This window comes from Pseudomonas sp. SCA2728.1_7 (assembly GCF_018138145.1).
GTDB classification, from domain to species: domain Bacteria; phylum Pseudomonadota; class Gammaproteobacteria; order Pseudomonadales; family Pseudomonadaceae; genus Aquipseudomonas; species Aquipseudomonas koreensis_A.
In genome coordinates, this window is record NZ_CP073104.1 from 1,485,537 (window position 1) to 1,506,263 (window position 20,727).

General features: G+C 59.3%; 19 protein-coding genes. 12 read left to right on the plus strand and 7 right to left on the minus strand.

Annotated elements, in window-relative coordinates; translation table 11 throughout:
• Position 1 precedes the first annotated feature (1 nt).
• The 8 genes from tssE to KBP52_RS06610 all read left to right on the plus strand — a co-directional run bounded on the left by tssE (position 2) and on the right by KBP52_RS06610 (position 9,944).
• Positions 2 to 445: a type VI secretion system baseplate subunit TssE gene (gene tssE / locus KBP52_RS06575; RefSeq protein WP_123593913.1), complete on the plus strand. Its 444-nt coding sequence runs from the start codon at positions 2 to 4 to the stop codon at positions 443 to 445.
• Positions 429 to 2,222 (plus strand): type VI secretion system baseplate subunit TssF, encoded by a 1,794-nt coding sequence (tssF, locus tag KBP52_RS06580; RefSeq protein ID WP_077573414.1) that lies wholly within the window; start codon positions 429 to 431, stop codon positions 2,220 to 2,222. Before tssE ends, tssF begins: the two co-directional genes overlap by 17 nt.
• The gene (gene tssG, locus KBP52_RS06585) at positions 2,186 to 3,211 is read left to right on the plus strand and encodes a type VI secretion system baseplate subunit TssG (RefSeq protein WP_212622414.1); all 1,026 of its coding nucleotides are present in this window, start codon (positions 2,186 to 2,188) and stop codon (positions 3,209 to 3,211) included. The genes tssF and tssG overlap by 37 nt, the downstream gene beginning before the upstream one ends.
• A 2-nt stretch (positions 3,212 to 3,213) precedes the next feature.
• Positions 3,214 to 5,754 carry a type VI secretion system ATPase TssH gene (gene tssH / locus KBP52_RS06590; protein WP_212622415.1) on the plus strand — a complete coding sequence of 847 codons (2,541 nt, stop codon included), beginning with the start codon at positions 3,214 to 3,216 and terminating at the stop codon, positions 5,752 to 5,754.
• Positions 5,755 to 5,779: 25 nt separating this feature from the next.
• Positions 5,780 to 6,352 (plus strand): hypothetical protein, encoded by a 573-nt coding sequence (locus KBP52_RS06595; RefSeq protein WP_212622416.1) that lies wholly within the window; start codon positions 5,780 to 5,782, stop codon positions 6,350 to 6,352.
• A gap of 24 nt (positions 6,353 to 6,376) precedes the next feature.
• A complete protein-coding gene (locus tag KBP52_RS06600; RefSeq protein WP_212622417.1) occupies positions 6,377 to 7,288 on the plus strand; it encodes a hypothetical protein in 912 nt (303 codons plus the stop codon).
• A 91-nt stretch (positions 7,289 to 7,379) separates the two neighbouring features.
• Positions 7,380 to 9,389 (plus strand): type VI secretion system tip protein VgrG, encoded by a 2,010-nt coding sequence (gene tssI / locus KBP52_RS06605; RefSeq protein WP_212622418.1) that lies wholly within the window; start codon positions 7,380 to 7,382, stop codon positions 9,387 to 9,389.
• 12 nt (positions 9,390 to 9,401) lie between these two features.
• Positions 9,402 to 9,944 (plus strand): toxin-antitoxin system YwqK family antitoxin, encoded by a 543-nt coding sequence (locus KBP52_RS06610; RefSeq protein WP_212622419.1) that lies wholly within the window; start codon positions 9,402 to 9,404, stop codon positions 9,942 to 9,944.
• A gap of 391 nt (positions 9,945 to 10,335) precedes the next feature.
• Here the strand turns inward: KBP52_RS06610 and KBP52_RS06615 are convergent, their stop codons facing one another.
• Complete coding sequence (locus KBP52_RS06615) at positions 10,336 to 10,731, minus strand: DUF4280 domain-containing protein (RefSeq protein ID WP_007911072.1); 396 nt, start codon at positions 10,729 to 10,731, stop codon at positions 10,336 to 10,338.
• A gap of 190 nt (positions 10,732 to 10,921) precedes the next feature.
• Between KBP52_RS06615 and KBP52_RS06620 the strand changes: the two genes are divergently transcribed.
• On the plus strand, positions 10,922 to 11,989 hold the full coding sequence (locus KBP52_RS06620) for a phosphotransferase family protein (protein ID WP_212622420.1): 1,068 nt from the start codon (positions 10,922 to 10,924) through the stop codon (positions 11,987 to 11,989).
• A 22-nt stretch (positions 11,990 to 12,011) separates the two neighbouring features.
• Entirely contained in the window at positions 12,012 to 12,779 is a 768-nt protein-coding gene (locus tag KBP52_RS06625; RefSeq protein ID WP_034152479.1) for an SDR family oxidoreductase, read from the plus strand.
• A gap of 123 nt (positions 12,780 to 12,902) precedes the next feature.
• Here KBP52_RS06625 and KBP52_RS06630 read toward each other — a convergent pair whose 3' ends face one another.
• Both KBP52_RS06630 and KBP52_RS06635 read right to left on the minus strand, forming a co-directional pair.
• Positions 12,903 to 13,532 (minus strand): trimeric intracellular cation channel family protein, encoded by a 630-nt coding sequence (locus tag KBP52_RS06630; protein ID WP_249122263.1) that lies wholly within the window; start codon positions 13,530 to 13,532, stop codon positions 12,903 to 12,905.
• 5 nt (positions 13,533 to 13,537) lie between these two features.
• The gene (locus tag KBP52_RS06635; protein WP_212622421.1) at positions 13,538 to 13,750 is read right to left on the minus strand and encodes a hypothetical protein; all 213 of its coding nucleotides are present in this window, start codon (positions 13,748 to 13,750) and stop codon (positions 13,538 to 13,540) included.
• A gap of 844 nt (positions 13,751 to 14,594) precedes the next feature.
• On the opposite strand from KBP52_RS06635, the gene KBP52_RS06640 reads away from it, so the two are divergent.
• Complete coding sequence (locus tag KBP52_RS06640; RefSeq protein WP_116033343.1) at positions 14,595 to 15,542, plus strand: IS110 family transposase; 948 nt, start codon at positions 14,595 to 14,597, stop codon at positions 15,540 to 15,542.
• 211 nt (positions 15,543 to 15,753) lie between these two features.
• Here the strand turns inward: KBP52_RS06640 and KBP52_RS06645 are convergent, their stop codons facing one another.
• On the minus strand, positions 15,754 to 16,236 hold the full coding sequence (locus KBP52_RS06645) for a hypothetical protein (protein WP_212622422.1): 483 nt from the start codon (positions 16,234 to 16,236) through the stop codon (positions 15,754 to 15,756).
• Positions 16,237 to 16,303: 67 nt separating this feature from the next.
• Here KBP52_RS06645 and KBP52_RS06650 point away from each other — a divergent pair, with 67 nt between their 5' ends.
• The gene (locus KBP52_RS06650) at positions 16,304 to 17,605 is read left to right on the plus strand and encodes an IS4 family transposase (RefSeq protein WP_077573192.1); all 1,302 of its coding nucleotides are present in this window, start codon (positions 16,304 to 16,306) and stop codon (positions 17,603 to 17,605) included.
• A 141-nt stretch (positions 17,606 to 17,746) separates the two neighbouring features.
• Here KBP52_RS06650 and KBP52_RS06655 read toward each other — a convergent pair whose 3' ends face one another.
• The 3 genes from KBP52_RS06655 to KBP52_RS06665 form a co-directional block, all read right to left on the minus strand.
• Positions 17,747 to 18,004 (minus strand): DUF1652 domain-containing protein, encoded by a 258-nt coding sequence (locus KBP52_RS06655; RefSeq protein ID WP_212622423.1) that lies wholly within the window; start codon positions 18,002 to 18,004, stop codon positions 17,747 to 17,749.
• 137 nt (positions 18,005 to 18,141) lie between these two features.
• Positions 18,142 to 19,638 carry a helix-turn-helix transcriptional regulator gene (locus KBP52_RS06660; protein WP_212622424.1) on the minus strand — a complete coding sequence of 499 codons (1,497 nt, stop codon included), beginning with the start codon at positions 19,636 to 19,638 and terminating at the stop codon, positions 18,142 to 18,144.
• Positions 19,639 to 19,830: 192 nt separating this feature from the next.
• Positions 19,831 to 20,721 carry a LysR substrate-binding domain-containing protein gene (locus KBP52_RS06665; RefSeq protein WP_212622425.1) on the minus strand — a complete coding sequence of 297 codons (891 nt, stop codon included), beginning with the start codon at positions 20,719 to 20,721 and terminating at the stop codon, positions 19,831 to 19,833.
• Between the last annotated feature and the right edge of the window lie 6 nt (positions 20,722 to 20,727).

Sequence of the window (20,727 nt, forward strand, 5' to 3'; positions counted from 1 at the left end):
CATGGCAGGCACCGGCATGCGCGCGCCACTGTTCGAACGCCTCGCGTCCAGCGAGGCCGAAGGCGCGCGCGAGTTCGATCGGCAGGACTTGCTCGACTCGGTGCACGCCGAGCTCGGGCGCTTGTTCAATACGCGACGTGGCCCGCGCACGCTGACCACGCCACCCAGTGTGATCGACTATGGCATCGCCGACTGGAGCGCTCTGCAACAACAGCGCAGCGACGACCGTCGGCGGCTGGCGCGGGACATCCGCGAAGCCATCACGCATTTTGAACCGCGCCTGCTGCTGGCCGACGTTCAGGTCAATCCCTTGCCCGAGCACCCGCAGCAAATGAGCATTCGCCTGCTCGGTGAGTTGCGTAGCGGCCAGCAACACTGGCCGGTGGCCTTTGTCATCGAGCCCGGTGGCCAAGGGCTGGAGGTGCGCCATGAGCGACTCGATTGACCCGCAACTGCTCGACTACTACCAACGCGAACTGACCTGGCTGCGCCACGCCGGCAGCCAGTTTGCCGAGCGCTATCCGAAAGTCGCGCGGCGTCTGGAGCTGTCACCGGGCGAGTGCCCCGATCCGCACGTCGAGCGTTTACTGGAAGGTTTCGCCCTGCTCGCCGCACGCTTGCAACGGCGTCTGGATGACGACTACGCCGAGTTCAGCGATGCACTGCTTGAGCAACTATATCCGTTGGCGATGCGGCCGCTGCCGTCCTGCGCCATCGTGCAGTTCGAGCCTGATCCGAGCAAAGGCAATCTCGATGACGGCTATCCCCTGCCCCGTGACACGCCGCTGTTCGTGACCACCAGCAAGGGTGAAAGCATTCACTTTCGCACGTCGGCCGCCGTGCGTTTGTGGCCGATCGAAGTCACCGAGGCGTTGTTGCTCGGCAGCGATGAAGCCCAGGCATTGACCGGAGTGGCGCAGTCGCGTTCGGCATTGCGCCTGAGTCTGCGCTGCCGCGGTGAAAGCCAATGGTCGGCGCTGGGCATCGAGCAATTGCGCATTCATCTGGCGGCCTCACCGGTGGTCAATGCCTGCCTGTATGACCTGCTCGGCGCCCATGCGGTGCAAGTGCTGGCGGGATCGCCGGGCAGCGTTCCGACAGCGCTGAAAGGCCTGCCGAAGATCGTCGGTTTCGCTGATGACGAAGCGCTGTTGCCGGATGAAGACGGGGTCCATCCGGGCATGCGTTTGCTCGCCGAATACTTTGCTTTCCCGGACAAATTCCACTTCTTCGATCTGCCACTGGGCGGTGTCTCCAGCGACAGTCAGACGCTCTATCTGTACATCGTTTTCGACCGTGCCCCAGGCAGCCGCGTGCACTTGCAGGCCAGCGACATCGCCTTGGGCTGCGCGCCGGTGATCAACCTGTTCCCGCGTACTTCCGAGCCGCTGCGCCCCGACGGTACGCGCAGCGAGTATCGGTTGATCGCCGACAGCCACCGCGAAAACAGCGTCGAGATCCACAGCATTCGCGGCATGCGCGCCAGCTCCAGTGCTGGCGTGCAACGTCTGCCGGCGTATTACGGCAGCCAGCACAGCGGCGGCGATCAACAGCGTTACTGGCATGCGCGGCGGGTCAACGGCATGACGCCGAACCGGCTCGGCAGCGATTTGCTGGTGAGCGTGGTCGACACCCGTTTCGAGCCACAGACCGACCTGCCCGATTACAGCCTCACGGCAGAATTGCTCTGCACCAACCGTCATCTGGCGCAAAGTCTGCCGGCCGGTACGCCGCTGGGTTTCGAGCGCCCTGGCCCGGTTGCCTGGGCACGCCTGCGCAATCCGCCGAGCGCGCAAAGTCTGCCGCGCCTGGACGGTGATTCGCGCTGGCGACTGGTGTCGCAACTGACCCTCAATCACCTGTCACTGGTCGAAGGCCCCCAGGCGCTGGACGCACTGAAAGAGATTCTGCATCTGCATAACCTGCGTGATGAGGCCAGCGCCTTACGACAAATCGAAGGCTTGCTGCAGCTCAATTGCCAACGCGTGATCGGCCATGTCGGCGCCGATGCCTGGCGCGGCTGGCGCAATGGTCTTGAAGTGCAGTTGCAGCTCGATCCGCAGCACTTTGTCGGCAGCAGCGCGGTGTTGTTTTCGGCGGTGCTGGCGCAATTCTTTTCCCTGTACGCCACGGCCAATCGCTTTGTGCGCACCGTCCTGATGCAGTCCGACAAGGAGGTCAAGGCATGGCAACCCCAAGCCGGCATGCCTCTGTCGCTCTGACGCTGAGCCAACGTCTGCGCCGCGATCCACAGGCGTTCGAGTTGTTGCAGGCGTTGCTGGTGCTGGAACGCGAGCAACCTCAGGCCGAACCCCTCGGCAGCGGTACCTCGCCTCAGGCCGAAGCGGTGAAACTGCGCGGACCACTGACGCCGATGTTTGCCATCAGCCAGCTTGAAGCCCTGCACGAAGAACCCGGCGAGCCGCTGACGATCGACACGCCGATATTCGGTCTCGGCGGCCCTGACGGCCCACTCCCCTACGCTTATCAGGATTGGCTGCAACAACGGGCGCGGGCCAAGGATCACGCGCCGGCGGCGTTTCTCGATCTGTTCCAGCATCGCTTGCTCAGCCTGCTTTACAAAGTGATGCGCAAACACCGGGTGGCGCTAGGCTTCGTCACACCGGGGGCGTCACCGGTGCAGGCGCAATTGCGCGCGTTGACCGGTTTGCTGCCCAAGGCTTTGCAGGAACGTCAGGCGGTGCCCGATTGCGCGGTATTGGCCTGCACCGCGCTGTTTGCCGACGGCCGCCGGTCGCTGGCCGGGTTCGCCGCGATTGTGCGCGAGCAGTTTGCCGTGCCAGTCGAGTTGAGCGCCTACGAGGGCGCCTGGCGGCGGATCCCGCCGACCAGCCGCAGCGTGATCAAACCGGGTGGACGCAACCTGCAACTGGGCCGCAGCGCCGTGGCCGGCACCCGGGTCTGGGATGAACATGCCGGCATTCGCCTGACCCTCGGACCGTTGCCGTCGGCGCAGGCCGCATGCTTCTTGCCGGATGGCGAAGCGCACCCGGCACTGGCCAGCCTCGCAGCATTGTATTTCGGCCCGGATCTGGAGGTCAGACTGGTGCTGCGGGTCCGCGGTGCCGTGCCGCTGAAACTCAGTCGACAGGCGCCGGCCCTGGTCAGCTGGAACGGCGGTTTGCAGCGTCAGGCCAGCCTCACCGTGCAAACGATCGAAACCCGACTTCGTCAGCTGGAGATCACCTGAACATGGAACTGGCCAGCCTGATCGGACGCCTCAACCCGGACAATCGTCGCGCTCTCGAACGCGCCGCCCAGCGCTGCTTGCAGCGCGGCCATCACTTTGTCGAGATCGAACATCTGTTGCTCGAACTGCTCGACATCGAGGGCGGCGACTTGGCTTTTCTGTTGCCGCGTTTCGGCCTCGAACGTGATGCGCTGACGGCGGAGATCAACAAGGCGCTGGATCTGTTCAAGGCCGGCAGCACGCGCACGCCAGCACTGTCGTCGCACACCTTGGGTTTGCTCGAAGACGCGGTGGTCCAGGCCAGTGTGTTGGGGCTCGACAGCATTCGTTCCGGGTTGCTGTTGTTGGCGTTGGTTGATCGCGATGAGCGCCGCAGTCTGTTGCTCAACAGTGCCTCGTCGCTACTGCGGATTCCCAAAGAAGCACTGCGCGCGAATCTGCTGGAATGGACGGAAAACTCTCGCGAGCATGTCGGCCCGCGCGCGGTGTCATCGGCAAATCCAGCAACACGTCAGGACTCGGTGCTCGATCAATACACCCAGGACCTGACCGCCGACGCCCATGCCGGGCGTATTGATCCGATCGTGGGTCGCGACGGCGAAATTCGCCAATGCATCGACATTCTGCTGCGCCGCCGGCAAAACAACCCGATTCTGGTCGGCGCGCCGGGGGTGGGCAAGACCGCCGTGGTCGAAGGCCTGGCCCTGCGCATTGCCGCCGGCGACGTGCCGCCATCGTTGCAGGAAGTCAGTTTGCGCGTGCTGGATCTGGGTCTGTTACAGGCCGGCGCGGGGGTCAAAGGTGAATTCGAACAGCGCTTGAAGGGCGTGATTGACGCGGTGCGCAGTGCCGACAAACCGATCATCCTGTTTATCGACGAAGCGCATACGTTGATCGGCGCTGGTGGTGCCGAGGGTGGCAGCGATGCGGCCAACCTGCTGAAACCGGCGCTGGCCCGTGGCGAGTTGCGCACCCTCGCCGCCACGACATGGCTGGAGTACAAAAAATACTTCGAGAAAGACCCGGCCCTCGCCCGCCGCTTTCAACTGGTGCAGGTTGAAGAACCGGACGAAATCACTGCCGTGGAAATGCTTCGCGGCGTGGCCGCCAAACTTGAACAGCACCACGGCGTACAGGTGCTCGATGCCGCTATTCATGAAGCGGTGAAGCTCTCGCACCGCTACATTTCCGGCCGCCAATTACCGGACAAAGCCATCAGCGTGCTCGACACCGCGTGCGCCCGGGTCGCCCTCGGCCAGCACGACGTGCCGCCGCCGCTGGAGAGCCTGCGCCACCGCCAGCAAAGTCTGCAAGAGGAAGTCGACCGTCTGCGCCGCGAACAGGCCACCGGGCTGGACCATCGCGAACGCATCACGCTGCTGGAAAGTGAGTCGAAGAGCAACGTGCAGGCGATTCGCGAACTGCAAACCCGCTGGAGCGAAGAGCGCGTGGCCGTACGCGAACTGCTCGATACCCGGCGCGAACTGCTGGCCTTGAGCGAACGTGCCGACAGCGACAAACCCGATGAAGCCACCGACAGCCGCATCGATCATCTGGCCGCCGAGCTGTTGCGCCTTGAGGCCGGACTCGACGCGATTCGCCAGGACGATCCACTGGTACCCGAGCAGGTCGACACAAAAACGGTCGCCGCCGTGATTGCCGGCTGGACCGGCATCCCCGTCGGCAAAATGCTCGCCGACGAAGCCCACGCGGTGCGCACACTCGGCACGCGTATGGGCCAACGGGTGATGGGCCAGAGCACCGCACTCAACACCATCGCCCAGCGCTTGCAGGCCTACCGCGCGGGACTGACCGATCCGCAAAAACCAGTGGGTGTGTTCCTGCTGGTCGGCCCTACCGGCGTCGGTAAAACCGAAACCGCTTATGCCCTGGCCGATGCGTTGTACGGCGGCGAACGCAATCTGATCAGCATCAACCTTTCGGAATATCAGGAAGCCCACACCGTCAGCCAACTCAAAGGCGCACCACCGGGTTATGTCGGTTATGGCAGCGGTGGCGTGCTGACCGAAGCGGTGCGGCGCAAACCGTATTCGGTGGTGTTGCTGGATGAGATCGAAAAGGCCCATCCGGATGTGCTGGAAGCGTTCTACAACGTCTTCGACAAAGGCTTGATGGAGGACGGCACGGGGTTGGTGGTGGATTTCAAGAACACCGTGATGCTCGCCACCAGCAACGTCGGCGCCGAGCTTTTACTTGATACGCCGGTTGCACAACTGGGTTCCGAGGCTTTCAACGAGGCGTTGCATAAGGTCTTGCTGCAAGCCTTCCGCCCGGCGTTTCTGGCGCGCATGACCGTGGTTGCCTATCGGCCGCTGGATGAGGCGACGCTGGAAGGGATTGTGCTGGCCAAGCTTGAGAAGTTGCGTGGCCGCTATAAAGCGGCGACCGGCAAGCAGTTCGAGTTTGATTCCGGGATTGTCAAAGCGGTGCTCGCCAAGTGCAGCGCGGCGGGTGCGCGGGATGTCGAGAATGTGTTGATGACGCAAGTGACGGGGAAGTTGGCGGAGTGGGTATTGGAGTGAGCACAACTTAATTCAGGGAGCGATCATGAGCAGATATATTCCAGTTTTGTATAAACCAAAATGGCAGAGGGTCATTATTAATCAGCAGACTGGTCTGCTTTATAAAAAATACTTCCTGTCAGACCGAGCCATTCAACACATTCGCGACCATTCTATTTATGGGCCTGCAAAACTGGGCAAAAGCCATTTCTTCCTGGAAACAGAAAAGCTTCAGGCCATGAAGGATATAGAAGCAAACTACGACAGCCTGTTTCGTATAAAGGACGTCGACTATAAAATTGCGAATCTATCGATCCTGGGCAACTTGGCGCGAATGGCCGACATTATGTTCGGCGGAGCAAAAGACGGGAGGCCCCTGAACCAGTTCACCCAAAAGCATGGCACGAATGTTCAGGATGCTCGCCTCTACTACGACGCCCATATCGGTACCGGGCCGGTCAAAGAGGGGGAAATCTACAAAACCCACGAACATACTAGCGATATTCGCGTTGTCACCCGCCCTATGTTTATTTCTGATGAACACGATGAGGTTCATCCGATCATCACTGCATTCCCTGTGGTGACTCCACCGAAAAGCGGAAATAACGACGACATGTAATACAACTATCCAGGAGACATGAGTATGCCATGGGTGCAATGTTCCAGATGTCGCTATATCAGGGAATCCTCAAAATCTTCCTGGGAGCTAAATACCACTCATCAAAATCGATCACCTGGATTACCAAAGGGGGCGTACTGCATTCAATGCGGTACTGAAAATCAATGGCTCGACTACACTGGGCCTCTTGCACCGACGATATTGGCGAAGGAACGACACACCTACGAAGAAACGGTGGTGTTCTATAAACAAAAAGAAACAGTCATCAAAGGCCTCGGTGAAACGCGGAAAAACAAAGAAAAGGAATTTGAGCTGAATTTCGGAAAACGCTTCAAATCAGAAGCAAAAGCCTTTGCGAACGAGGCGTTTCTGATGATGCACACAGAAATTCAACTGTGCTTTGACCTTATTGTTTCCATGACAGAGGAATTGGCCGGACTGGCCAGAAGACTGAATGAAATGACTAACCCTGACGTCATTGAAAGGGACGCGGCAGTGGTTGCAGGTCATGCGAAAAAAAATGCTTCGGGCGGATTGGTTTTGGGCAACCGGCAATTTGTATCGGTACTCTCCCCGGCGCAGATCCTTGATGCTGCCAACTGGTCATGGGGATTGAATATCTCATGGGTCGAAGGCGGCGTTAACGGGAAAGCGGATTTCGAACTTGTCCTCAATCCTGACAACCCATATCACACTATACCGCCCGGTATTCTCACCATCCTTCAGGGGCGCCCCAGCATAAACTGCGACGATTTCCTTGTCCTTTGTAGAGAACAAGGGAGCGGGACGTTGCTCTGGTACGACGCCGGCGATGAAAATCGGCCGACCTGGACAGCACTGGAAATCGCCACCCTGTTGCGCGCCGGTTACGAGTTTGTATTCCTCAATCAACAAGTGTTCTTGCGCAAAATTTCTCCACGGAAAGATAAAAAATGAAGCTGGCAGCGTTGGCGTCCGGTAATCGTCTTTACTCGACAGAATTACATCGTGCAGCCATCCCTCTCTGTTTCTCTGCGGAGATGTTTCTATGCCCCGCGCCATAGACAGCAACACTAGCCTCTCCCTCACCGCCAATTCGCTGTCGGCGCTTTACCCGGAGTCGTTGTCTGGCGACGAATCCCTGAACATGTTAGGCGTGCAAACGCTCAATGGCCTCAACGACGGCACGTCCCTCACCCTGACTTCAGCCGTCGCTACACACGTCACCACCACTCTGCACAATGACGCACAACTGCGCCCGTTCGACGCGCTGGTCGCGGAGATACGCCAGTTGCCTGCCGATGCGACCGCAGAGCGCTATCAGCTTCTGCTCAGGCCATGGCTATGGTGGCTGACGCTAGCCAGCAACAACCGCGTGTTCCAGAACCTCGCCACCTCGGACATCGTCACGACGATTTTCAAAGCTCACGGTTTCACCGACTTCAAGCTGTCGCTGACCGGCAGTTACACCCCACGCGAGTACTGCGTGCAGTACGGAGAAACCGATTTCGCCTTCGTCTCGCGGTTACTGGAAGAGGAAGGCATCTTCTGGTTCTTCACCCACGATGAAGGCAAGCACACGCTGGTGCTCGGCGACAGCAACGATGCCTTCGTACAGATACCCAACGGGCCGACGGTCAAGTACCTGGGCCAGGGCCTGGGCGAGCGTGAATTGCATGGCATTCGCTCCGGGCAGGTGTGTCTGCAGGCGGTGGCCGGGGTGTATCGGGCGACGGATTATGAGTTCACCACGCCGACGACTTCACTGTACGGGCAGGCCGAAGCAGTGGCCGGGCCGCGTTCGATCTACGAGCATCCGGGCGGCTACAACGCCAAGGCGCGCGGTGATGCGTTGACCAAGCAACGGGTCGATGGCTTGCGCAGCGAGGAGAAACGTTTTGTCGGCGAAAGCGACTGCCGTTGGCTGGTTCCGGGGCACTGGTTCACTCTCGAAGGGCACGACGATGCCAGTCTGAACATCGATTGGGTGGTGACGCGGGTCACCCATGACGCCAGCCACGAAAGTTATCGCAACCGTTTCGAAGCGATCCCCAAAGCTACGCCGTTTCGTCCGCAACGTATGACGCCAAAGCCGCGCATGCATCCGCAGACGGCCATTGTCGTGGGCAAATCCGGCGAGGAAATCTGGACCGACGAATACGGCCGGATCAAGCTGCAGTTCCCGTGGGATCGCGACGGCAAGAATGACGAAACCAGCTCCTGCTGGGTGCGCGTGGTGTTGCCTTGGAGCGGCAAAGGTTTCGGCATGCAGTTCATCCCGCGCATCGGCCAGGAAGTCATCGTCACCTTTATCGACGGTGATCCGGACCGGCCACTGGTCACCGGTTGCGTGTACAACGGCGACAACGCCCTGCCCTACGCCCTCCCGGCCAATCAGACGCAATCAGGGATCAAGACCCAATCGTCCAAGGGCGGCGGCGGTTTCAACGAACTGCGCTTCGAGGACAAAAAGGACGCTGAAGAGGTGTTCTTGCAGGCGCAGAAGGATTTCAACATCAACGTGCTCAACGACACCACTGCCACCGTCGGCCACGACGAAACCCTCACGGTGCAAAATGCGCGCACCCGCACAGTGAAGGACGGCGACGAGACGGTGACGCTGGAAAAAGGCAAACGCAGCGTGACGATTCAGACCGGCAGCGACAGCCTCGATGTCAAGGACAGCCGTACGGTGAAAGTCGGCGCCGACCAGAATCACAGCACCGGCGGCAATTACACCGACAAGGTCACCGGCGATTACAACCTGACGGTGGATGGCAACCTGACGATCAAGGTCAGCGGCACCCTCACCCTGCAAAGCGGCGGCAGTTTCACGATCAAGAGCGGCGCCGATCTGGCGACGTCCGCCAGCACCTCGATCACGCACAAGGCTGGCACTGCCTTGACCAATCAGGCCGGCACGTCACTGGACAACAAGGCCGGAACCACGCTGACCAATGACGCCGGCATCAGCCTGACCAACAAGGGCGCGGCCTCGCAGACTGTGGATGGCGGCGGCATGCTGACCATCAAGGGCGGTCTGGTGCAGGTCAACTGACAAGGAGAAGCCATGGCGATCACACCACTGGATCTGCAGCAGGATGACAAGCAGCTCAAGGGACGTTTGCAGGACGGTCAGCTTGATGGCGCGCTGAACATCAAGGATGGCGGACACAAACAAGCCGATCTGAATTACAGCCAGGGCGAGTTACAGGGCACGTCGCTGCTCTATCGCCCCAACGGCAAGGTCTCGGCGCAAATGCCGTTTGTGCGCGACAAACTGCAGGGCGTGGCGAGTTTTTACGCTCCGGAGGGATTTTTACAGCGTAAGGCGACGTATCGACGCGGGCTGCTGCATGGCGAAGCGTTCAACTATTTCCCTGATGGCCAGGTGGCGGAGGCTGAGTTCTATCGCGATGGCGTACGTGAGGGGCGTTATCAGCGCTTTCATCCCAATGGCAAGCCGGCGCTGGAAGCGCGCTATGTGAACGGGCAATTGCTGGAGCCGGAACAAGGGTTTGCCGAGGACGGGCGGCCGCTGGGGGCGGATGGCAAGCCGATTTCGCGGGTGCGCTGGTGGTATCGGCAGTGGGCGGATCCGCAGCAGGCCTGAGAACCTTTGAAGAGCCCCTCACCCTAGCCCTCTCCCAGAGGGAGAGGGGACCGATCGGGGGAGATTGAAGAGGTTCACCGACGTGAAGGATATGTGCTGAATCCAAAATCAACTCGGTTCGATGCGCAGAGCTAATAATCGACTCGGTCGTTCAGGTCGATGTACAGCGCAAGACACCTCGGTCGGCCCCCTCTCCCTCCGGGAGAGGGGACCGATTGGGAGAGATTTAAGAGCTTCACCGACGTGAAGGATATGCGCTGAATCCAAAATCAACTCGGTTCGATGCGCAGAGCTAATAATCGACTCGGTCGTTCAGGTCGATGTACAGCGCAAGACACCTCGGTCGGCTCCCTCTCCCCCTGGGAGAGGGCTGGGGTGAGGGTTCAACGGTTCAGGGAATCAGCATCTGCATCTGCCCCGGCACCACAATCTTGATCACCCCCGCCCAGTTGCACATCAACGTCGAGTTGGCATCGATCGCCGGCATCCCGCCCAACAACAACGTCGGCGCCCCGCCCGGGATCCACGGCGTGGCCGTCGCCGGTATACACGGCATCGGCGTCAACACCCCCAATGCCGCAGCGGTGGCCGCGGCGACCATCGGGTTAGCCATGCTCATGCACACACCGAACGGCAGGATATTGACCAGCGGAATGTGATCCATGATGTTCGCCGCCGGCATCCCGCCAGTCAGCGTGCGATTGACCGGCAACACGTTGAGCATCGACGGCGCGGCGCCGAAGCTGCATTGCAACGTGGCCGTGGCACAGACTTGCGGACAGCCCATTTCAACGCTCCTTTTTGCCCATGGCATACCCGCTAAACCTTAGTCTGCCACGGCCCTTCGCGCACATTCTCAAAGGTGATTATCCGGCAACACGCTAACCTATAAGACCGCACCGCGCTTGTGAGCAATCGGGCGCGCCATTAGATTAGCCAATGATGTCTGGCCTCCAAAATAAGCAGAAGGGATAAGCATGGCGCTTACTGACCAGTCCACCCGTATCCGCTCTGGCGAAGAACTCGATGCCAGCTTGATCGATCCGTACCTCAAGGCGCACATTCCGGGCCTCAGCGGCACACCTGCGATCAGCCAGTTCCCCGGCGGTGCGTCGAACCTGACCTACCTGCTGGAATACCCGGAACAGGAATTCGTCCTGCGCCGTCCGCCGTTCGGCCACAAGGCCAAATCCGCCCACGACATGGGCCGTGAATTCCGCATCCTCAATCAATTGCGTGACGGCTTCCCGTATTGCCCGAAGGCCTACGTGCACTGCACCGACGAATCGGTGATCGGCGCCGAGTTCTACGTGATGGAACGGGTCAAAGGGATCATCCTGCGTTCGGAACTGCCGCCGGAGCTGGGCCTCGACTCGGCAAAAACCGAAGCGCTGTGCAAAAGCTTCATTGATCGCTTCGTCGAACTGCACCGCGTCGATTACAACGCCTGTGGCCTCGGCGACCTGGGCAAACCGGAAGGCTATGTCGCGCGCCAGATCAAAGGCTGGAGCGAGCGTTACGAGAAAGCCCTGACCCCCGACGCGCCACACTGGCAAAAGGTCAAAGCCTGGCTCAACGACAAAATGCCGGCCGACCACCCGACCTCAAGCATCGTCCACAACGACTACCGCTTCGACAACGTCATCCTCGATCCGCAGAATCCGATGCAGATCATTGGTGTTCTGGATTGGGAGCTGACCACCCTCGGCGACCCGCTGATGGACTTGGGCAACACCCTCGCCTATTGGATTCAGGCCGATGACCCGGCACCGGTGCAACTGATGCGCCGCCAGCCGAGCCACGCACCGGGCATGCTCACCCGCCGCGAATTCGTCGATTACTACGCCGAGCGTTCGGGCATCCAGATCGACAATTTCGACTTCTACTACACCTACGGCCTGTTCCGCCTGGCCGGCATCGTGCAGCAGATCTACTACCGCTTCTACCATGGCCAGACCCAGGACAAACGCTTCGCGCAGTTCATTCACATGAACAAATTGCTGGAGCAGATGAGCTTGCAGGTCATTGCGAAATCGAGCCTCTGACGGCCCACACCCAGGAACCCTTATGTCCAAGACTCAGTTGTTCGACCTCGACGGCAAAATCGCTTTCGTTTCCGGCGCCAGCCGTGGCATCGGTGAAGCCATCGCCAAACTGCTCGCCCAGCAAGGCGCCCATGTCATTGTTTCGAGCCGCAAACTCGACGGCTGCCAACATGTCGCCGACGCGATCATCGCTGCGGGCGGCAAAGCCACCGCAGTGGCGTGCCACATCGGTGAAATGGAACAGATCAGCCAGGTATTCGCCGGCATCAAGGAACAGTTCGGCCGCCTCGACATTCTGGTCAACAATGCCGCGACCAACCCACAGTTCTGCAACGTGCTGGACACCGATCTGAGTGCGTTCCAGAAGACTGTCGACGTGAACATTCGTGGCTACTTCTTCATGTCGGTTGAGGCCGGCAAGCTGATGCGTGAAAACGGTGGCGGCAGCATCATCAACGTCGCGTCGATCAACGGTATTTCGCCGGGGATCTTCCAGGGCATCTACTCGGTGACCAAAGCGGCGGTGATCAACATGACCAAAGTCTTCGCCAAGGAATGCGCGCAATTCGGCATCCGCTGCAACGCCCTGCTGCCGGGCCTGACCGACACCAAATTCGCCTCGGCACTGGTGAAGAACGATGCGATCCTCAAGCAAGCGCTGACGCAGATCCCGCTCAAGCGTGTGGCGGATCCGAGTGAGATGGCCGGTGCGGTGTTGTACCTGGCCAGTGATGCGTCGAGCTACACCACGGGTGTTGCGCTGAATGTGGATGGCGGGTTCCTGTCCTGATCCCCAAAGCAAACACATACCCCCTGTAGGAGTGAGCCTGCTCGCGATAGCGGTGTGTCAGTCAACATTCATGATCTGACACACCGCTATCGCGAGCAGGCTCACTCCTACAAGGGTTTTGTATCAGGCAATGACTTTCGGTAGTTGCCAGCCGAAATGCACCGACAGCAATCGCAGGATCAAACACGCCGCCCCGGCCAACAGCGCCGCCGCGACCGGCGAAACACCCAGCCTGCGCCCGCCGATCAACACCGCCGCGCCAACAAACGCCGAACTGGCATACAAATCCGCCTGCAACACTACCGGAATCCGCGCCAGCACAATATCGCGAATCACCCCGCCGCCAACCCCCGTGATCGTGCCCATCAACATCGCCACGAACGGCGTGATGCCAAAATTCAACGCCTTCTGCGCACCCGCCACGGCAAACAGCGCCAACCCCGCAGCGTCGAGCACAATCAGCGTCGATCCAGACCAACCCAGCACCTGCTCATGAAAGACAAACGCCAACCCACCCATGAAAAACGCCAGCGCCGGGTAGCGCCAATCGGCCACGGCATTGGGTGGCGTCGCACCAATCAAAAGATCACGGGTGACCCCGCCACCAAGGGCGACGATAAACGCAATCACCATCACCCCGAGCAGATCGAGCTGACTGCGCATCGCCGCAATCGCACCCTCGACAGCAAACACCGCCGTGCCGACCAGGTCGGCCACCAGCACAATCCGCTCAACCCGGGACTTACGCCCCACCGGCGCTATTGCGTGACGCAACGGGTGGTGGTGATGTGACGAGTGACCTGACCGTCGGCGTACACGTCACCGGCGACCTCGGTGTTTTCGAGCACCTGGCAAGTACGTTCCGGTGGCGGAGGTGGCGCTACCGGCGGAGGTGGCGGTGGACTGGCACAACCCGCCAGCAAAACGGCAAAACAAGCCAACGGCAACACGCGTTTCCCAAGATTGTTCATAGGACGACCCGCGATGAATGGAAGAGCAACTCCCGCGACCCAACCGACCACGGAAGACCTGACCACTCATTCTTTATAGCCGAGACCCCCGCAAGCGCCAGTGAATCGGCAGGACCGGAGGGGTATGGCTGTCGATTTTGCGTTGGAATCAGCGAGGGTCGGCAGGCTTGGATTCGCTTTGCCAGACAGGCCGCCTTCGCGAGCAAGCTCGCTCCCACATTGGAATTGAGTGCCGCCAGCAAGAAATTGGTCGGTTGGCAGACCGCCATCGCGAGCAGGCTCACTCCTGCAGTTGGAATGAGTACATCTGCAAGAAACAGGTCGACTGTCAGGCCGCCTTCGCGAGCAGGCTCGCTCCCACATTGGAATTGAGTGCCGCCAGCAAGAAATTGGTCGGTTGGCAGACCGCCATCGCGAGCAGGCTCACTCCTACAGTTGGAATGAGTACATCTGCAAGAAACAGGTCGGCTGTCAGGCCGCCTTCGCGAGCAGGCTCGCTCCCACAGTGGAATTGAGTGCCGCCAGCAAAAAATTGGTCGGTTGGCAGACCGCCATCGCGAGCAGGCTCACTCCTACAGTTGGAATGAGTACATCTGCAAGAAACAGGTCGGCTGTCAGGCCGCCTTCGCGAGCAGGCTCGCTTGTATGGTAGGACTTGAAGGGAGGAGGAGGGACAAGGCTCGATTCTGACTGTTAGCGCAGTACAGACCGTGGGAGATTTCACCCTCCTCCTTTCACCCAAGCGCCGATAAAGAATGCATCTGGCCTAGACCGACGATAGGAACAAGCCTGCGCCTCTGGGTGAACCCTTCAAGTGTTCAAACCTTAGCCCGGAGGATTTCTCATGGCAATGCCCGTCGTTACTACTCAGTCGATCATCGGGGTTGATGTCGCCAAGGATGAACTGGTGATTTATTGCACCGAATCAGATCAACTCGAGACAATCTCTAACACCAAAGCAGCAATCAAAAAATGGCTCAAAACTGTAGCCAAGCCAGTGGCTATCGCCATCGAAGCCACCAATATCTATCACCAGGAATTTGCTGATCTGGCGTATGCCAATGGTTGCGTGATCTATATGGTTGGCGGTTATGAGCTCAGCCATTACCGCAAAGGCGTGAACGTTCGCGCTAAAACTGATGCGCTGGATGCCCGATTACTGGCCCGTTATCTGACAAACGAAGGGGACCACTTACGCCCTTGGACACCGCCGTCGCCCTTGTATTGCCGGCTCATCAGTCTTTTCCGGCGCCGTGCGGCTCTGGTCCAGGCTCGTGTCAGCCTCAAGCAGAGTTGGGAGAATGAGCCGTTGCTCAAAACCGCTTTCAAAAATCAGATAAACGCCATGCAAAGACTGGAAATCCTGCTGGAGAAAACGATCCTGACGCAGATAGACGAAGCTGGTTTAGGCGCTCAGCTCAAGCGTTGCATGAAGGTAGAAGGCATCGGTACGTTGACCGGCGCCCGCTTGCTCGCATCCTTTCAGCGTGGGGATTTCAGGAATGCCGACGCTTTCATCGCCTTTCTAGGCCTGGATCTGCGCATATCTGACTCAGGCAAAAAGAAAGGCCGTCGCTGCCTGACCAAACGAGGCGACTCAGAGGCGCGTCGGTTGCTGCACAACGCTGCAATGGCGGCGAGCCGGACCTCGGCGTGGAAAGGATTTTATGAGGCTTTGAGAGAGCGCGGATTGAGCACTACCCAAGCACTGGTCGCACTAGCCCGCAAGCTTGCTCGGGTGGTATTTGCTCTGTTGAAAAACCAGAGCGAATACTCACCTAAAGCCGTTTAGGGGCTAGGCATGAACCATAGAATCTCCCACAGTGGAATTGAGTGCCGCCAGCAAAAAATTGGTCGGTTGGCAGACCGCCATCGCGAGCAGGCTCACTCCTACAGTTGGAATGAGTACATCTGCAAGAAACAGGTCGGCTGTCAGGCCGCCTTCGCGAGCAGGCTCACTCCTACAGTTGGAATGAGTACATCTGCAAGAAACAGGTCGGCTGTCAGGCCGCCTTCGCGAGCAGGCTCACTCCTACAGTTGGAATGAGTACATCTGCAAGAAACAGGTCGGCTGTCAGGCCGCCTTCGCGAGCAAGCTCGCTCCCACAGAAAAGCAAAAGCAAAAACAAGGCAGCTCCCACCTCGCATCGCTTCTGCTTTTCACCACTCAACAGGATGAGCGTTAGCTCGGCTGCAGCTCTTGATCTTGCCGTGCTGGCCCCTTCGGCAGGCTGAGTGGAGGGATTGATCCGGGGGTGGGAGCGCAGCGACCGTTTGGCGAAGCCAAACACAGCGAGAGGAGGTGCAGCGAAGCAAACCGTAGGCGCTGCCCCCGGATCGATCCCGGAACGAAGGAACCCCGAGCCCCAGCGAGCGGGCCGAACGCCGGGGCCCAGCCTTTTGGTTACTTTTTGGCGTTTGAAAAAGTGACCCGCTGTAAGAGCCATCCCTTTCAAGGTCTTCGGTAAAATCCCCTGAAATTTCATTCAGGGATCCCAAACGATATGGGCCGATGTTCTAGCGCGTTTCGAGAAAAAAGCACCCGCCAGTGTCATGGCTAAATTGGCGCTGGAGCAGGCTATTGCCCCTGAGTGGGTCGATCAGGTTTTCGAAGAGCATCGGCAACGGCAGTATTCTCGTGAGCTACTGTTCTCGACCATCGTCAAGCTGATGTCCCTTGTTTCATTGGGCTTGAAGCCATCCCTGCACGCCGCCGCGCGGCAACTGGAAGATCTTCCTGTCAGCTTGGCGGCCCTCTACGACAAGATCAGTCGTACCGAACCCGCGCTGTTGCGCGCTCTGGTTACAGGCTGTGCACAACGCCTGGCTCCAACCATCAAACAGCTGGGTTGTACGGCGATGCTGCCGGGTTGGCAGATTCGGATAGTGGACGGTAATCACTTGGCATCTACTGAGAAACGCTTGGGGGCTTTACGCCACGAGCGCGGTGCTGCTCGTCCCGGCTTTTCGGTGGTGGCTTACGACCCGGACCTGGATCAGGTCATCGACCTTCAGGCGTGTGAGGATGCCTACGCAAGCGAGCGAGTGTGTGTGCTGCCTCTATTGGCCAGTGCCGAGCCGGGCCAGGTGTGGCTGGCTGATCGACTCTATTGCACGCTCCCGGTCATGGAAGCTTGTGAGCAGGCCCAGACGTCCTTTGTCATTCGCCAGCAAGCCAAGCATCCACGCTTGATTCAAGAAGGTGAGTGGCAAGAGCCGGTACCTGTGGAAACAGGCACTGTGCGCGAGCAGATCATCCAGGTCAGAGGCGGTTACCAATGTCGGCGGGTCGAGCTGACGCTTCATTCTCCAACGGACTCGGGAGACAGCAGCTTGATGTTCTGGAGCAACCTACCCCAGAGCGTCAGTGCACAGCAGATCGCAGAGCTCTATCGCCGCCGCTGGAGCATTGAAGGTATGTTCCAGCGACTGGAAGCGATTCTGGAAAGTGAAATCGAAACCCTTGGCAGCCCGAAGGCTGCCTTGCTCGGGTTCGCTACTGCGGTATTGGCCTACAACGTCCTGGCCGTCCTCAAACGAAGTGTCGAGCAAGCTCACCGGGAGACTCAACCTGAAGGATGGGAAGCTTCCATCTATCACTTGGCGGTTCAGGTCAGGAGTGGTTATGAGGGAATGCAGATTGCACTGCCCTCAGAATATCTTCCCGTTGTCCCTCTGGAGCAACTGGCCCAACGCCTGTTGGAGTTGGCCAGAAACATCCAGCCCAAACAAGTTGCGAAAAGCCCCCGCGGTCCCAAGGTGCCTAAACCCAAGACATGGGTTCAAGGCACAGCGGTCCATGCTCATGTTTCAACGGACAGAGTTATCAAGGCTGCCAAAACGAAAAGACCTTGAAAGGGATGGCTGTAAGAGCGGAACCGCCAGCCGCAACCCCCAAAAAAACGGATATCCCCCCCAAACCCCAAGAGCATGGTCGGCCCAAAGGCCGCCAAGCCCAAAGGCCGCCAAGCCCAAAGGCCGCCAAGCCCAAAAGCCCTAAGCCAAATCCGGATCCCGAGAAGAACGCAAAGAGTTGCTCTCAAGCTCATACCGCAACTCTTCAACCAACGCCTCGACCGACTCAGCCGTACGCAACGCATCAAGCTTCAACCCACTGATCACCAGATCCACCTGCCCCGACACCGGGTGATACAGCTTCACCGTCAGCGAATGTTCACCATCCACCAGACACTCACACGCCAGCGGCGAAAAACTACGCTCAAGCTGCGCGCGCAACTGCGCAAGATTCATCATTGCGGCTGTTCCTTTAGCAACTTCGAAGGGACGCGACCACAAACCTCAAAAGGCTCGCGCCGCACCCCAACAGACTAAGAACAGCCGCCCGACACCAACACCTCAAATTGCACCAGATCAACTAGTGCATTTGCACCCTATCGCTGGCCCTTGACGCCGGAATCCCCGGCAAACAAGCCACGCTCCCGCGCCCAGACAATTGCCTCACTGCGACTGTGCACATCCAGCTTGGAATATACCGTGGCGACATGATTACGCACGGTGTTCGGCGCCAGTTTCAGCCGCGCCGCGATCTCCTTGTCCGCCAAACCTTCGCAGATCAACCCCAGCACATCACGCTCGCGCGCCGTCAGATCGGTGAACGACACGCTAGGCAATTGCGGCGAATTGACCTTCTTCACATTGGCCAGCTTCTCGATCAACGTACGGCTGAACCAGGAAGCGTCCTTCATCACCTCTTCAATCGCCGCCACCAACTCAAGCTCGGTGCGTTTACGCTCGGTGATGTCCATCAACACCAGCAAATAACACGGCGTGTCCTGAATATTCACGGTGTCGGCGGACAGCGCACATTCGAGCAGGTCCGCATCCTTCTTGCGCACCCGCACATCCACCCGATCCACCCGCCCGTTTTTCGCCAGCGCCGCCAGCAACCGCGAGCGCGCGCCGCTGTCATCGATAAAGTCCAGCTGCGGCACGGTTTTGCCGAGCACGTCGTCGCTGTCATAGGCCAGGGTTTCGAGGAACGCCTGATTGACGTCGATCACCTGCTGTTCGTCGGCACTGCAAATCAGGATCGGCACCGGCGTCAGGCGAAACGCCTTGGCAAAACGCTCCTCACTCTGCCGCAACGCCACTTCCGCCTTATGTCGCAGCTCCATGTCGACAAAGGAGAACAGCATGCAATCCTCATCGTTGAGCGTCAGCGGCTGGCCGGCCACGATCACCTGCTTGCTGCTGCCATCGGGCAGGCGCAGCTCGGCTTGCATCTGCGGGATGGTCGCGACGTCGCGCAGGCGCTGAATAGCCAGATCGCGGTGTTCGGCCTGCTCGAAAATGTCGATTTCATAAGAGGACGTGCCAATCACCTGCTCGCGGGTGTACCCAGTCATTTCCAGAAACCCCGGATTGACCTTGATGTAACGCAGATCACTGAGCCGGCAGATCACTGCCGGTGCCGGGTTGGCGTTAAACGTCCTTTCGAAGCGCTGCTCGGCATTGGCCCAGTCGGTGACGTCGCTCATGATCAGCACCAGCGACTCGGGCTGCCCTTCGCGATCGGTGAGAATCATGCTGCGCACGCTGTGCACCCAGATGCGCTCCGGATCGTCAGCGGGCGACACTTCGATCAATACGTCATTGAAACTTTCACAGCGCGCAACGCGGCTGATCGGGTAGTTTTCGGCGGTGATCGAGTGATTGTTGCGATAACGCAGGTTGAACTGTTTGGCGTATTCGTCGGCATTGTGGCCCAGATCGGTGATGCGCTTGACACCGTGCATGGCCAGCGCGGCTTCGTTGGCCCAGAGAATGCTCTGATCCAGCTCCAGCAGAATCACCCCGTCGGACAGCCCGGCGATGATCTGCTGCAACTGGCGGCGGTTGGTTTCGGTGGTCAGGACTTCCTGGCTCATTGGATCTCCACAAGTGATACGCCCATGTGAAGAGTACGACCGCGGCGGCCTCTGATCGTGCCGACTACTTCTACTCGATCACCATTCTCCTGTGGGAGCGAGCCTGCTCGCGAAGGCGGTATGTCATTCGAAGCAGATGCCGACTGACACTACGCTTTCGCGAGCAGGCTCGCTCCCACAGGGAAGAAGTGATTAACCGGGAGATTGGGTTTTCAGTTCACGCAACGTGTCGAGGAACAGCTTGAGCACTGGCGAAGCATCGTCCGCCCGATAAGTGGCATACAACGGCACCTCCGGCAACGCCGGGGTCAACCGCCTAAACACCAGCCCCGCCGGCGCCAATTGCTCGATGGACGCCGGCAACAGCGCCACACCAAACCCGGCGCGCACCAGACTCAGCAAGGTCTGCACCTCGATTACTTGCTGACGAATCTGCGGGGTGAACCCGGCTTGAATGCAGCACTGATAAAGAAAATTGGCAAACCGCGACTGCTTCAACTCCAGCGCCACAAACGACTCCTGCGCCAGATCCGCCGGGGCCAGTACCGCACGCTCAGCCAGCGGATGATCCGCCGGCATCACCACATGAATCGGCTCATAGATCAGCAATTCATTGCGCAACAGCGGATCGTCATAACCGACGCGAAACACGCAGGCATCGATACGCTTCTCCTTCAACGCCTTGACCTGCGCTGCCGGGGTCATTTCATGCAAACGCCAGTTGACCTGCGGATAGCGCTCTCGAAACAGGTGCAAGGCCTTGGGTAACACGCCGACCATCACCGAACTGATCATGCCGATTTCCAGCTCGCCCAATTGCCCGCGCCCGGTCTGTCGCGTCAGGTCCAGCGCCCGCTCGAGTTGCTCGAACACCAGCGGCGCCTGCTCCTTGAGCATCTGCCCCGCTGCGGTCAGTTCAACCCGATGATGGCTGCGCTCGAACAGCGGCGTGCCCAACTCTTCTTCCAGCAAACGAATCTGCTGACTCAGTGGCGGCTGGCAGATATGCAAGCGCTCGGCGGCGCGACCGAAATGCAGCTCATCGGCGAGCGCCATGAAGTAGCGGAGCAGACGCAAGTCCATGGTCGC